The organism is Pseudomonas sp. LB1P83, assembly GCF_054897885.1.
Window position 1 is genome coordinate 6,516,263 of sequence record NZ_CM142709.1, and the last position, 13,182, is coordinate 6,529,444.

The following is a 13,182-nucleotide window of genomic DNA, read 5'->3' on the forward strand; positions in this document are numbered from 1 at the left end:
CTTCGCGGGCAAGCCTCGCTCCTACAGGTTCGGGGTCGAGGCACAAATGGGTGACCGACACAAAACTGTAGGAGCGAGGCTTGCCCGCGAAAAGGTCCACAGGACCTTCCGATGTTAGTTGCTGATCGCCAGAATGCTCGCCTGATACGACCCGACAAACACATCGAAATCGCCGACTTCGTTCTGCTCCAGCTCTACTTGTTCAGCCAGCGAGGAACGCGCGCGTGCTTCAAACTTCGCCTGGTCTTCGCCGTTCAACGGTTCGCTGCGGAAAAACTCCGCATGCACCCGGCTCTGACGCAGGGAGAACTGGGCAAAGCTTTCCTTGTGCTCGGCCATCGCCGCCAGCACCTGGGCCGATGGCGTCAGGGACGGGTCCTTGACCTTGGCCAGCTGCGCATCCAATGCCTTGCTGTGGGCATCGCCGCCGTGGCTTTGATCAAGCAGCGCCGCGAGCGGAGCTATTTTTTCCAACAGTTCGGCAGCCCATTCCTTCAGGTCGACCGGTTGACCATCGCGCTGCAATTGCAGGCCCGGACGACGACCTTCCTTGACCACGCTGAGGAAGTTCGACGTCGCATTGCTGCACGAGGTATTGGTCAGCAGCGGGCTGTCGTTCAGCGCGCAATACAGCAGGAACGCATCGAGGAAACGCGACTCCGGCAGGTCGATGCCCATGGGCAGGAACGGGTTGATGTCCAGGCAGCGCACTTCGACGTACTGAATGCCGCGAGCCACCAGCGCCTGGATCGGCCGTTCGCCGGTATAGGTCACGCGTTTCGGGCGGATGTTGGAGTAGTACTCGTTTTCGATCTGCAGGATGTTGGTGTTGAGCTGAACCCACTCGCCGTCCTGATGCGTGCCGATTTCGACATACGGCGCATACGGCGTGGCGACCGCTTTGCGCAGGCTGTCGGTGTAACTGGCCAGATCGTTGTAGCACGGGGTCAGACCGGCCTGGGCGTTGCTCTGGTAACCCAGGTCGCTCATGCGCAGGCTGGTGGCGTACGGCAGGTACAAGGTGTCCGGGTCCAGTTGTTCCAACTGATGCGAGCGACCGCGCAGGAAACCGGCGTCCAGCGCGGGAGAGGCGCCGAACAGGTACATCAGCAGCCAGCTGTAGCGACGGAAGTTACGGATCAGCGCGATGTAGGCCGACGACTGATAATCGCGGTCGGTACCGACAAAGCCTTCAGTCTCTCTCAGCAGTGGCCAGAGCTTTTCCGGCAGGGAAAAGTTGTAGTGAATCCCGGCGATGCACTGCATGGTCTTGCCGTAACGCAGGGCCAGGCCCTTGCGGTAGACGTACTTGAGCTGACCGATGTTGGACGTGCCGTAATAGGCGATCGGGATGTCTTCCTCGGCCGGCAACGGGCACGGCATCGATGGACTCCACAGAAACTCGTTGCCGAGTTTGCTGTAGGCAAAACGGTGAATCTTGTCCAGGCTCGCCAGCGTATCGGCCGGGTCTGGCAGGGCCGGAGTAATGAATTCCAGCAACGACTCGGAATAGTCGGTGGTGATTTGTTCATTGGTCAGCGCGGAACCCAATTCTTCCGGGTGCGGCGTTTGCGCCAGGCGACCTTCGCCGGTCACGCGAAGGCATTCACGTTCGATGCCATGAAGGCACTGTTCGAGCAGAGAGAGGTTAGCGCGCTCGCCGAGCAGAGCCAGGCGGCGGTTGAGAAGTTCGCTCAAGTTGGATTCCTTCACGCGTCAGTCGCCCCAATATGGGGGTGGGCAAGACGGTCTACAAGGGTGAAGTTAAAACTGGCGTTTTCGCCTGGTTTTTGCAACCGCGCAAGCCATGCCGGTCAGTAATGAACTGCACAATCCCTGTAGGAGTGAGCCTGCTCGCGATAGCGGTGTGTCAGACAACGCATATATTGACTGACACACCGCTATCGCGAGCAGGCTCACTCCTACAGGTTTCGTTGCGCTGAAATTAACTCAAATGAGTGACATCTAGCTACAGGACAGCGAACGTGCCTTGTGCTTTTGCGACCAGTTTGTCGCCTTGCATCACGTCAGCTTCGACCACCAGCGTGCGCCGGCCCGGGTGAATCACCCGTGCCGTGCACATCACTTCACCGTCAGAAACGGCGCGAATGTAGTTGATCTTGCATTCGATGGTCGCGCTCTGCTGGTCAAAGCCGTGGGTGCTGGAACAGGCCAACCCCATGGCAATGTCCACCAGACTGAACAAGGCCCCGCCGTGCAGCTTGCCGCCGCGATTGCGCAGTTCTGGCTCAAGTGCCAGGGCGACTTGCGCCACCCCGGTTTCCAGGCTGTGCAAGCGACACCCCAGCAGCTTGAAAAACGCGCTTTCGGTCAGCCCGGCGGGAATCTCCATCAGCGTTTCTTCAACTGCTTGGCGTTGGCGAACAGTGAAGCCATGGCGTTGTTGGTCGGGGCTGCCGCCGTGGTTTCTTTACGCGGTGCGGTGTTCTGGGACTGGCGCGGAGCCGAACCCGGACGCGCACCACGGGCACCGTCGATTTTCTCGCCCGGGGTGTCGCTCATGCGCATCGACAGGCCGACGCGTTTGCGCGGGATGTCGACTTCCATGACCTTCACTTTCACCACGTCACCGGCCTTCACCGCTTCGCGCGGATCCTTGATGAACTTCTCCGAAAGCGCAGAGATGTGCACCAAACCGTCCTGATGCACGCCGATATCGACGAACGCGCCGAAGTTGGTCACGTTGGTGACGACGCCTTCGAGGATCATCCCCAGTTGCAGGTCCTTGAGTTCTTCGACGCCTTCCTGGAACTCGGCGGTCTTGAACTCCGGACGCGGGTCGCGGCCCGGTTTTTCCAGCTCTTGCAGGATGTCGGTGACCGTTGGCAGACCGAAGGTTTCGTCGGTGTACTTCTTCGGGTCGAGACGCTTGAGGAAGCTCGCATCGCCGATCAGCGAGCGAATGTCGCGGTCGGTTTCAGCGGCAATGCGCTGCACCAGCGGGTAGGCTTCCGGGTGAACCGCCGACGAATCCAGCGGGTTGTCGCCGTTCATGACGCGCAGGAAGCCGGCGGCCTGTTCGAAAGTTTTCTCGCCCAGACGCGCGACTTTCTTCAATGCCGCGCGGGTTTTGAAGGCGCCGTGCTCGTCACGGTGGCTGACGATGTTCTGCGCCAGGGTCGCGTTGAGGCCGGAGATTCGGGCCAGCAACGCCACGGAAGCGGTGTTGACGTCGACGCCCACGGCGTTCACGCAGTCTTCGACTACAGCGTCCAGGCCGCGAGCCAGTTTCAGCTGCGACACGTCGTGCTGGTACTGGCCGACACCGATGGATTTCGGATCGATCTTCACCAGCTCGGCCAATGGATCCTGCAGACGGCGGGCAATCGACACCGCGCCACGGATCGACACGTCGAGGTCCGGGAATTCCTTGGAGGCCAGTTCCGATGCCGAGTAAACCGATGCACCGGCCTCGGAGACCATGACCTTGGTCATCTTCATTGCTGGGTATTTTTTGATCAGCTCAGCGGCGAGCTTGTCGGTTTCACGGCTGGCGGTGCCGTTGCCGATGGCGATCAGGTCCACCGAATGCTTGGCGCACAGGGCGGCCAGAATCGCGACGGTCTGGTCCCACTTGTTGTGCGGCACGTGCGGATAAACCGTGGCGTGGTCCAGCAACTTGCCGGTGGAATCCACCACGGCGACCTTGCAACCGGTGCGCAGGCCCGGGTCGAGACCCAGCGTGGCGCGCGGGCCGGCCGGGGCCGACAGCAGCAAGTCGTGCAGGTTGTGGGCGAACACGTTGATCGCTTCGGTTTCCGCGCCGTCGCGCAGTTCGCCGAGCAGGTCGGTTTCCAGGTGGGTGTAGAGCTTGACCTTCCAGGTCCAGCGCACCACTTCGCCCAGCCATTTGTCGGCGGCGCGGTTCTGGTTCTGGATGCCGAACTGCTGGCCGATCATGCCTTCGCACGGGTGCATGGTGCCTGGCAGTTCGTCGCCGACTTTCAGCGCAGAGCTCAGAATGCCTTCATTGCGACCACGGAAAATCGCCAGTGCGCGGTGCGACGGCATGCTTTTCAGCGGTTCGTCGTGTTCGAAGTAATCGCGGAACTTGGCGCCTTCCTCTTCCTTGCCGGCGATGACGCGGGCACTGAGGGTCGCTTCCTGCTTGAGGTAGCTGCGCAGTTTGTCCAGCAAACCGGCGTCTTCGGCGAAGCGTTCCATCAGGATGTACTTGGCGCCTTCGAGGGCGGCCTTCACATCAGCCACGCCTTTTTCGGCGTCGACGAAGCGTGCGGCTTCAGCGTCTGGCGTCAGGCTCGGGTCGTTGAACAGGCCGTCGGCCAGCTCGCCGAGGCCGGCTTCCAGGGCGATCTGGCCCTTGGTGCGGCGCTTCTGCTTGTACGGCAGGTACAAGTCTTCGAGGCGGGTCTTGGTGTCGGCGAGTTTGATGTCGCGTTCGAGTTGCGGGGTCAGCTTGCCTTGCTCTTCGATGCTGGCAAGGATGCTGATGCGCCGTTCGTCGAGTTCTCGCAGGTAGCGCAGACGCTCTTCCAGATGACGCAACTGGATGTCATCGAGGCTGCCGGTCACTTCTTTCCGGTAGCGGGCGATGAAGGGAACGGTAGAGCCTTCATCGAGTAGCGCGACGGCCGCTTCGACCTGTTGTGGGCGTACACCGAGTTCCTCGGCGATGCGGCTGTTGATGCTGTCCATAAAACCACCTGACAAATTGTGAAAGCAGGCTCGCAGGCGCAGAGATAAAGGCTCGGCGAGTCTGGTTGAGCGGCCTGGCGTGCGCCGCTACCTGGATCAACAGGTATCCCGTTGACCCGTGAAATCGAACAATGACTGCCGCGCCATGAAAATAAAAAGCAGGCCACCTGCAGCCATGATCAGACGTTGCCTGACACAAAAGGCCGCGCATTATAACCAGCGTTCTAACATTCAGGGGCATCACTGGCGGTAGCGCGAAGGCCGGATTTCTGGCGGTGAAGGAAAAATCTGCTAACAATGCACACGGTGCGTATAACGGCAGCTACGCCATAATGCGCGCCGAGATCAAAGGAGCATCTAATGAGCAGCACTGCAAACAATGCTGAAGGCGAAAAAATTCTTATTGTTGACGACGATCCGGGGCTGAGCAGCCTGCTGGAACGTTTTTTCGTCAGCAAGGGCTACCGTGCCCGCGCCGTGCCGAACACCGAACAAATGGATCGCCTGCTGGCGCGTGAAGTGTTCAACCTGGTCGTTCTCGACCTGATGCTGCCCGGCGAAGACGGTCTGACCGCCTGCCGCCGCCTGCGCACGGCGAACAATCAGATCCCGATCATCATGCTGACCGCCAAGGGCGATGAGTTGAGCCGCATCAAGGGCCTGGAACTGGGCGCCGACGATTACCTGGCCAAGCCGTTCAACCCGGATGAGCTGATGGCCCGTGTCAAAGCGGTCCTGCGCCGTCAATCGACACCGGTGCCGGGCGCACCGGGTAGCGAAGACGAAAGCGTGACCTTCGGTGACTACGAGCTGTCCTTGGCCACCCGCGAACTCAAGCGCGGTGACGAAGTGCACATGCTCACCACCGGTGAGTTCGCGGTGCTCAAGGCCTTGGTCATGAACGCGCGTCAGCCACTGACTCGCGACAAACTGATGAACCTGGCCCGTGGCCGCGAATGGGATGCCCTGGAGCGTTCCATCGACGTGCAGATTTCCCGTCTGCGCCGGATGATCGAGCCTGATCCATCCAAACCGCGTTACATCCAGACGGTCTGGGGCGTGGGTTACGTGTTTGTTCCGGATGGCGCCGCCACCAAGTGATCGGCGATTTGTAGGAGCGGGTCTTGCGCACGATTGTTCGCAGACTCGCGATCCGCAATATGCGAGCATCGCTCGCTCCTGCAAGTGTGTAGCGGTTATCCATGAAAACCCCCGTTTGGTTCCCCCAGAGTTTCTTCTCCCGCACCCTGTGGCTGGTGCTGATCGTCGTCCTGTTCTCCAAGGCGCTGACCCTGGTTTATCTGTTGATGAACGAAGACGTGCTGGTGGATCGCCAATACAGCCACGGCGTCGCCCTGACGCTGCGCGCCTATTGGGCTGCGGATGAAAAAAACCGTGAGAAAATCGCTGATGCCGCGACCCTGATCCGGGTAGTGGGCGCGGGTGTACCGGAAGGCGAGCAACACTGGCCCTACAGTGAGATCTATCAGCGGCAGATGCAGGCCGAACTGGGTGCAGACACCGAAGTGCGATTACGCATGCACTCGCCGCCGGCCCTGTGGGTTCGGGCGCCTAGCCTGGGCGATGGCTGGCTGAAAGTGCCGCTCTATCCGCATCCGTTGCGCGGCCAGAAAATCTGGAACGTGCTCGGCTGGTTCCTCGCTATCGGCCTGCTGTCCACCGCTTCGGCGTGGATCTTCGTCAGCCAGCTCAATCAACCGTTGAAACGTCTGGTCTATGCCGCAAGGCAACTCGGCCAGGGGCGTAGCATACGTCTGCCGATCAGCGACACGCCGAGCGAGATGACCGAGGTGTACCGCGCCTTCAACCAGATGGCGGAAGACGTTGAGCAGGCCGGTCGCGAGCGCGAGCTGATGCTGGCCGGGGTGTCACACGACCTGCGTACGCCTTTGACCCGGTTGCGGTTGTCCCTGGAGTTGATGGGCGACCACAACGACCTCACCGACGCGATGGTGCGCGACATCGAAGACATGGACGCAATCCTCGACCAGTTCCTGGCGTTTATTCGCGATGGTCGTGACGAGTCTGTCGAGGAAGTGGACCTGAGCGACCTGGTGCGTGAAGTCGCTGCGCCGTACAACCAGAATGAAGAAAAAGTGCGGCTGCGCCTGGAACCGATCCAGCCGTTTCCGTTGCGTCGGGTGTCGATGAAGCGTTTGCTGAACAATTTGATCGGCAACGCCTTGCACCATGCTGGCAGCGGGGTTGAGGTGGCGGCTTATGTGTCTGGCGATACCAGTGCGCCGTACGTGGTGCTGAGCGTCATGGACCGTGGGGCGGGGATTGATCCTTCTGAATTGGAAGCGATCTTTAATCCGTTCACTCGGGGTGATCGTGCCCGGGGCGGGAAGGGGACAGGGCTGGGCCTGGCGATCGTGAAGCGGATTGCTTCGATGCATGGCGGCAATGTTGAGTTGCGCAATCGGTCCGGTGGTGGGCTCGAAGCTCGGGTGCGGTTGCCGCTTGGGTTGATGCTGCCTCGGGATGCGGTTTAAGGGTTGTTATCTTTGGTGAGGCTCATGGCCTCTTCGCGGGCAAGCCTCGCTCCTACATGGGTTTATCATCTCCTGTAGGAGCGAGGCTTGCCCGAGAAGGCGGCCTCCCTGCCGCTAGATGATTCCGGGTTTAACCTTTTCCTTTGGTCCGGGTCATATTCGGCCCGCCATTCTTCTCAAGATGCTCAATGATGATCCCCGCCACGTTTTTCCCTGTGGTGGTCTCAATCCCTTCCAGCCCTGGCGACGAGTTCACTTCCATCACCAGCGGCCCGTGATTGGAACGCAGGATATCCACACCTGCCACCGCCAAACCCATCACCTTCGCCGCGCGCAACGCGGTCATGCGTTCTTCCGGGGTGATCTTGATCAGGCTGGCGCTGCCACCCCGATGCAGGTTGGAGCGGAATTCCCCAGGCTTGGCTTGGCGCTTCATCGCCGCGATCACCTTGTCGCCGACCACGAAGCAGCGAATGTCCGCACCACCGGCTTCCTTGATGTATTCCTGAACCATGATGTTCTGCTTCAGGCCCATGAAGGCTTCAATCACCGACTCTGCCGCCGTCGCCGTTTCACACAACACCACACCGATGCCTTGCGTACCTTCCAGCACCTTGATCACCAGCGGTGCGCCGTTGACCATGTCGATCAGGTCGGGAATGTCATCCGGGGAGTGCGCAAACCCGGTCACCGGCAAACCGATCCCTCGGCGCGAGAGCAATTGCAGCGACCGCAGCTTGTCCCGCGAGCGGGCGATGGCCACGGATTCGTTGAGCGGGAAAACCCCCATCATTTCGAACTGGCGCAACACCGCGCAGCCATAAAACGTCACAGAGGCACCGATCCGCGGGATCACCGCGTCGAAACCCTCCAGCGGCTTGCCGCGGTAGTGGATCTGCGGCTTGTGGCTGGCAATGTTCATATAGGCGCGCAGGGTGTCGATCACCACCATTTCATGGCCACGCTCGGTACCGGCTTCGACCAGACGACGAGTGGAATACAGACGCGGGTTCCGCGACAGCACAGCGATCTTCATGCAACACCTGTGGAAGAGGTAGATACCGGGAACACCGGCTTGTCTTGTACATACTTGATGCCCGGATTGACCACCAGTTGGCCGTCGATCAGGGCTTTGGAGCCGAGTAGCAGGCGATAACGCATGGATTTGCGGCAGGCGAGGGTGAATTCGACCCGCCATACCCGATCACCGAGGGCCAGTGTAGTGCTGACCACATAACGCATCTGCGCGTGACCGTTGGAGCTTTTAATGGTTTTGCGCGTCACCAGTGGCGCTTCGCAGCGTCGATGACGCAACTGCACCACCGTGCCCAGGTGCGCGGTGAAGCGCACCCAGCTTTCACCGTCGCGCTCGAACGGCTCGATGTCGGTGGCATGCAGGCTTGAGGTGCTGGCACCGGTATCGATTTTTGCGCGCAGGCCCGCGACTCCCAAATCCGGGAGCGCCACCCACTCGCGCAGACCGATAACGGTCAAATGGTCAAATGTCTTCAATAGGAAAAAACCGGCGATTAACGCGTCCAGGCCTCAGGCGTTACCTGGGCCAACGCTTTGAATGCAGGCTTGGCGAACCAGTAACCCTGCATCAGAAATATTCCACAGTCCGCCAGGAAATCCCGTTCTCCGGCGCTTTCGATGCCTTCGGCGATGACTGTAACGTTCAACTCCGCACAGATTGTGACAATCCCTCGAACGATAGCCTGACGAACACGATCGCGGTCGACATCGCGGATCAGTGCCATGTCGAGTTTGATCAGGTCCGGTTGGAAATCAGCCAGCAGATTGAGCCCCGAGTAGCCCGCGCCGAAATCGTCGATGGCGGTCTTGAAGCCGAATTCGCGGTATTCACGCAGAATATTAGTCAAATGGCGATAGTTATCTACGTGCTGGCTTTCCAGGGTTTCGAAAATCAGACGGCTGATGGGGAAGTTGTGTTTTTTCGCGGCCTCCAGGGTGCTACGAATGCACAGCTCCGGGCGGTACACGGCGTTGGGCATGAAGTTGATCGACAAGTGTGTCTGCATGTTTAGATTGGCCGCCCCTGCAATGGCGCGGGTCCGGCAGAGCTGGTCGAAACGGTAGCGATTCTCCTCGGTGACCTGGTCGAGCACCGACAGTGCGCCTTCCCCGGCAACGCCGCGTACCAAGGCTTCATGAGCAAAAATCGACTGATCGCGCAGATCGACGATCGGTTGGTAGGCAAAAGAAAAATCGAAGCCCAGCGGCTCGCTTTGCTGACAGCCCTGGCAACCGCCCTGCGGCGAGGTCAATGAAGACGGGAATATAGTCACTCGATCACTCCATGCCGGTGAGCCGGCCAAGATCACAGTCTATCCGGAGGGCCGAGTTCTTGCGCCCGACAGAAACGGTAGTACAGTTCCGACTATTGGCTGAAAGAGGAATTCCAGTGGCACAAAAACAGGAAGAGGACGACAAGGTCCGTCTCGATAAGTGGTTGTGGGCCGCGCGTTTTTATAAAACACGTGCCTTGGCCAAGTCGGCGATTGAAAGCGGCAAGGTGCATTGCCGGGGTGAGCGCTGCAAACCGGGCAAGGAGCCGAGAGTCGGCGACGAGTTTCAGATTCGTGTGGGGTTCGAAGAACGCACTGTGGTGGTTCAGGCGCTATCGATCGTGCGCCGTGGCGCCCCGGAAGCTCAGACGTTGTACGCGGAGACCGATGCAAGCATCGCCAAGCGCGAAGCGGCCGCGGCCATGCGCAAGGCCGGTGCGTTGGGCGTGAGCACCGATGGCAAGCCGAGCAAGAAACAGCGACGGGATTTGTTCAAGTTTCGTGGCAGTAGCAACGACGGGTAATCCTGTTGCTTCTGTGTCGGCTGGGCTGACGCTATCGCGAGCAGGCTCGCTCCCACAGGTATTGCGCAGTCCTTTGTGGGAGTGAGCCTGCTCGCGATCGAGTGCGCAGCACTCGCCGGCAGCGCCATGGAATCAAGCGCTACGCACCACTTCGACCGGGCGCAGACTTGCAATCGCCCAGATGCGTAGCCATATCGGGTAACTGCCCAGCGGCGCATTCAGCAACTGAAATAACCACTCGTCGAAAATCAAACACAGCATCTGACCCGTAGGCCATAACCAGAAGGCCAGCAGCGTCAGAGGCAAAAAATTGCACAGAGCCAACCGGCGCAGGTCCACCTTGCTTGGAACAAACCCGGATTGTTCATAAAATGCCTCCCATGGCTGAACATCGCGCACTACCAAGTAGTGCTGCACAGGCGCAAATTTCACGTTTTGTAACCATTTGTCATTACTTCAGAACCCAGACCTATGACCGATCTACCGGATACCGACTACACCCAACGCTTCATCTTCGATGACAGCGACACCCGCGGCGAGCTGGTTTCGTTGGAACGGAGTTACGCCGAAGTCCTCGCCAAACACCCGTATCCGGAGCCGGTCGCGCAATTGCTCGGCGAGCTGATGGCGGCTGCGTCGTTGCTGGTCGGCACTTTGAAGTTCGATGGCTTGCTGATTCTTCAGGCCCGTTCCGACGGCCCGATTCCGCTGCTGATGATCGAGTGCTCCAGCGAGCGCGAAATCCGTGGCCTGGCCCGTTACGAAGCCGACCGGATCGCCCCCGACGCAACGCTCGCCGACCTGATGCCCAACGGCGTTCTGGCGTTGACCATCGACCCGACACAAGGCCAGCGTTACCAAGGCATTGTGGATCTGGATGGCGAAACCCTGTCGGAGTGCTTCACTAATTACTTCGTGATGTCGCAACAGGTGGGCACCCGTTTCTGGCTGTACGCCGATGGCCGTCGCGCCCGTGGCCTGTTGCTGCAGCAACTGCCTGCCGATCGTTTGAAAGACGAGGAAGAGCGCGCCGCCAGCTGGCAGCACATCACCGCGCTGGGCGGGACGCTGACCGCCGACGAATTGCTGAGCCTGGACAACGAAACCGTGCTCCATCGCCTCTACCACGAGGAGCAGGTGCGTCTGTTCGACGTGCAGAAACTGCGTTTCCGTTGCAGTTGCTCGCGAGAACGTTCAGGCAATGCTCTGGTCAGTCTGGGTATGGAAGACGCGCAAGCGCTGGTCATCGAGCACGGCGGCAACATCGAGATCGATTGCCAATTCTGCAACCAGCGGTACCTGTTTGATGCGGCCGATATCAGCCAATTGTTCGCTGGCGCGGGTGTCGATACGCCGTCAGATACCCGGCACTAAACCGGTTCAGCGCAGGTAAATTCACTGCTCAGCGCCGGAATAACGCCGTTCTGACGGGAGGGCCCTACTATTTTTGGGCTTTTCTGGCATAATCCGGCCCACTTTTTTCGCGGTAGTAGTGCACGACTTTCTACTACAAAACGTTTGGAGCACTCGGCCACTGGCCGACGGGGAACCTCATGACGCAAGCCAATAACGCCGTGTACACCGATCTGAGTGTTGATGATCTGGTTAAAGAAGCCCTGAATCGCGGTGAAGGCGAGCTTGCCGACACTGGCGCGCTGGTTGTTCGCACCGGTCACCGTACCGGTCGCTCGCCAGTCGATCGTTTTATCGTTGAAGAGCCGTCCACTCAGGCCGCCATTGCCTGGGGCCCGATCAACCGCAAGTTCCCGGCCGACAAGTTCGATGCCCTGTGGGACCGCGTCGAGGCCTTCAACAACGCGCAAGAGCATTTCGTTTCCCACGTCCATGTAGGCGCGTCCGAAGATCACTACCTGGCCGTGAAAATGACCACGCAGACTGCCTGGCAGAACCTGTTCGGTCGTTGCCTGTTCATCAACCCGGCCCAGTACAACCCGGCTGGCCGTGAAGAGTGGCAAGTGCTCAACGTCGCCAACTTCGAATGCGTTCCAGAGCGTGACGGCACCAACTCCGATGGTTGCGTGATCCTCAACTTCGCACAGAAGAAAGTGCTGATCGCCGGCATGCGCTACGCCGGTGAAATGAAAAAAGCCATGTTCTCGGTGCAGAACTTCCTGCTGCCGGCCGCCGACGTGCTGCCAATGCACTGCGCTGCCAACATCGGCGAAGCGGGCGACGTTACCTTGTTCTTCGGTCTGTCCGGCACTGGTAAAACCACCCTGTCCGCCGACGAAAGCCGTTACCTGATCGGTGACGACGAGCACGGCTGGGGCGAAGGCGTGGTCTTCAACATCGAAGGCGGTTGCTATGCCAAGTGCATCGACCTGTCCGAGAAGAACGAGCCAGTCATCTGGAAAGCCATCAAGCACGGCGCAGTCCTGGAAAACGTCATTATCGATGACGCCAAGCACGCCGACTACGCTGATGTCAGCCTGACCCAGAACAGCCGCGCCGCCTACCCGCTGGAGCACGTTGCCAAGCGTTCCGAGAAAAACCTCGGTGGCGAGCCAAACGCTGTGATCTTCCTGACCTGCGACCTGACCGGCGTCCTGCCGCCAGTCTCGATCCTCAGCGAAGAACAAGCGGCCTACCACTTCCTGTCCGGCTACACCGCTCTGGTGGGCTCGACTGAAATGGGTTCCGGCAGCGGCATCAAGTCGACCTTCTCCACCTGCTTCGGCGCACCGTTCTTCCCGCGTCCGGCCGGCGAATACGCAGAACTGCTGATCAAACGCATCCGCGGCTTCGGCTCCAAGGTCTACCTGGTCAACACCGGCTGGACCGGCGGCGGCTACGGCGTCGGCAAACGCTTCAACATCCCGACCACGCGTGGCGTGATTGCAGCGATCCAGAGCGGTGCTTTGATCGGTGCTGAAACCGAGCACCTCGACACCATCAACCTCGACGTGCCGCTGGTTGTGCCGGGCGTTGAGACTGGCCTGTTGAACCCGCGTAACACCTGGGCTGACAAGGCTGCTTATGATGAAGCTGCCAAGGCATTGGCTGGGTTGTTTGTTGAGAACTTCAAGAAGTTTGAAGTGAGCGACGCGATCAAGGCTGCTGGGCCTAAGCTGTAAGGCTTGGATTTAGCGAGTGAAAAAGCCGCCCTTTGAGGGCGGCTTTTTTGTGGGCGCTCGG

At 59.7% G+C, this 13,182-nt stretch carries 11 protein-coding genes and 1 pseudogene; 5 read left to right on the forward strand and 7 right to left on the reverse strand.

The features are described 5' to 3' along the window. Positions 1–114 precede the first annotated feature (114 nt). From gshA to ACYZTY_RS29965, 3 genes are all read right to left on the reverse strand, one after another. Positions 115–1,698 (reverse strand): glutamate--cysteine ligase, encoded by a 1,584-nt coding sequence (gshA, locus tag ACYZTY_RS29955; protein ID WP_461956629.1) that lies wholly within the window; start codon positions 1,696–1,698, stop codon positions 115–117. 271 nt (positions 1,699–1,969) lie between these two features. Further along, positions 1,970–2,353 carry a PaaI family thioesterase gene (locus tag ACYZTY_RS29960; protein ID WP_008019061.1) on the reverse strand — a complete coding sequence of 128 codons (384 nt, stop codon included), beginning with the start codon at positions 2,351–2,353 and terminating at the stop codon, positions 1,970–1,972. Then, on the reverse strand, positions 2,353–4,677 hold the full coding sequence (locus tag ACYZTY_RS29965; protein ID WP_461956630.1) for a Tex family protein: 2,325 nt from the start codon (positions 4,675–4,677) through the stop codon (positions 2,353–2,355). The genes ACYZTY_RS29960 and ACYZTY_RS29965 overlap by 1 nt, the downstream gene beginning before the upstream one ends. A gap of 360 nt (positions 4,678–5,037) precedes the next feature. Between ACYZTY_RS29965 and ompR the strand changes: the two genes are divergently transcribed. Together ompR and ACYZTY_RS29975 are read left to right on the forward strand one after the other, a co-directional pair. Then, positions 5,038–5,778, forward strand: a complete 741-nt coding sequence (gene ompR / locus ACYZTY_RS29970) for an osmolarity response regulator transcription factor OmpR (RefSeq protein ID WP_010464774.1) — start codon at positions 5,038–5,040, stop codon at positions 5,776–5,778. Between the two features lie 101 nt (positions 5,779–5,879). Continuing rightward, the gene (locus ACYZTY_RS29975) at positions 5,880–7,193 is read left to right on the forward strand and encodes an ATP-binding protein (RefSeq protein WP_461956631.1); all 1,314 of its coding nucleotides are present in this window, start codon (positions 5,880–5,882) and stop codon (positions 7,191–7,193) included. A 130-nt stretch (positions 7,194–7,323) separates the two neighbouring features. Here ACYZTY_RS29975 and rimK read toward each other — a convergent pair whose 3' ends face one another. The 3 genes from rimK to rimA are packed head-to-tail and all read right to left on the reverse strand — an operon-like array spanning position 7,324 to position 9,502. Further along, positions 7,324–8,229 carry a 30S ribosomal protein S6--L-glutamate ligase gene (rimK, locus tag ACYZTY_RS29980; RefSeq protein ID WP_007949201.1) on the reverse strand — a complete coding sequence of 302 codons (906 nt, stop codon included), beginning with the start codon at positions 8,227–8,229 and terminating at the stop codon, positions 7,324–7,326. Continuing rightward, positions 8,226–8,705 carry a retropepsin-like aspartic endopeptidase RimB gene (rimB, locus tag ACYZTY_RS29985; RefSeq protein WP_010464766.1) on the reverse strand — a complete coding sequence of 160 codons (480 nt, stop codon included), beginning with the start codon at positions 8,703–8,705 and terminating at the stop codon, positions 8,226–8,228. Before rimB ends, rimK begins: the two co-directional genes overlap by 4 nt. Positions 8,706–8,722: 17 nt before the next feature. After that, a complete protein-coding gene (gene rimA / locus ACYZTY_RS29990) occupies positions 8,723–9,502 on the reverse strand; it encodes a S6 modification regulatory phosphodiesterase RimA (RefSeq protein ID WP_461956632.1) in 780 nt (259 codons plus the stop codon). Between the two features lie 116 nt (positions 9,503–9,618). Between rimA and ACYZTY_RS29995 the strand changes: the two genes are divergently transcribed. Next, on the forward strand, positions 9,619–10,026 hold the full coding sequence (locus tag ACYZTY_RS29995) for an RNA-binding S4 domain-containing protein (protein ID WP_461956633.1): 408 nt from the start codon (positions 9,619–9,621) through the stop codon (positions 10,024–10,026). 144 nt (positions 10,027–10,170) lie between these two features. Here the strand turns inward: ACYZTY_RS29995 and ACYZTY_RS30000 are convergent. After that, a pseudogene (locus tag ACYZTY_RS30000) lies at positions 10,171–10,394 on the reverse strand (phosphatase PAP2 family protein); the annotation flags it as partial. Between the two features lie 103 nt (positions 10,395–10,497). Between ACYZTY_RS30000 and hslO the strand changes: the two are divergent. Then, positions 10,498–11,400, forward strand: a complete 903-nt coding sequence (gene hslO / locus ACYZTY_RS30005; RefSeq protein WP_461956634.1) for an Hsp33 family molecular chaperone HslO — start codon at positions 10,498–10,500, stop codon at positions 11,398–11,400. 179 nt (positions 11,401–11,579) lie between these two features. Beyond that, positions 11,580–13,121: a phosphoenolpyruvate carboxykinase gene (locus ACYZTY_RS30010; RefSeq protein WP_461956635.1), complete on the forward strand. Its 1,542-nt coding sequence runs from the start codon at positions 11,580–11,582 to the stop codon at positions 13,119–13,121. The last annotated feature ends 61 nt before the right edge of the window (positions 13,122–13,182 follow it).

Bases quoted from the DNA above. Each gene is read 5' to 3' on its own strand.
- hslO (WP_461956634.1), top strand. From the start codon at position 10,498: ATGACCGATCTACCGGATACCGACTACACCCAACGCTTCATCTTCGAT.
- rimK (WP_007949201.1), bottom strand. From the start codon at position 8,229: ATGAAGATCGCTGTGCTGTCGCGGAACCCGCGTCTGTATTCCACTCGT.
- ACYZTY_RS30010 (WP_461956635.1), top strand. From the start codon at position 11,580: ATGACGCAAGCCAATAACGCCGTGTACACCGATCTGAGTGTTGATGAT.
- ompR (WP_010464774.1), top strand. From the start codon at position 5,038: ATGAGCAGCACTGCAAACAATGCTGAAGGCGAAAAAATTCTTATTGTT.
- ACYZTY_RS29960 (WP_008019061.1), bottom strand. From the start codon at position 2,353: ATGGAGATTCCCGCCGGGCTGACCGAAAGCGCGTTTTTCAAGCTGCTG.
- ACYZTY_RS29975 (WP_461956631.1), top strand. From the start codon at position 5,880: ATGAAAACCCCCGTTTGGTTCCCCCAGAGTTTCTTCTCCCGCACCCTG.
- ACYZTY_RS29965 (WP_461956630.1), bottom strand. From the start codon at position 4,677: ATGGACAGCATCAACAGCCGCATCGCCGAGGAACTCGGTGTACGCCCA.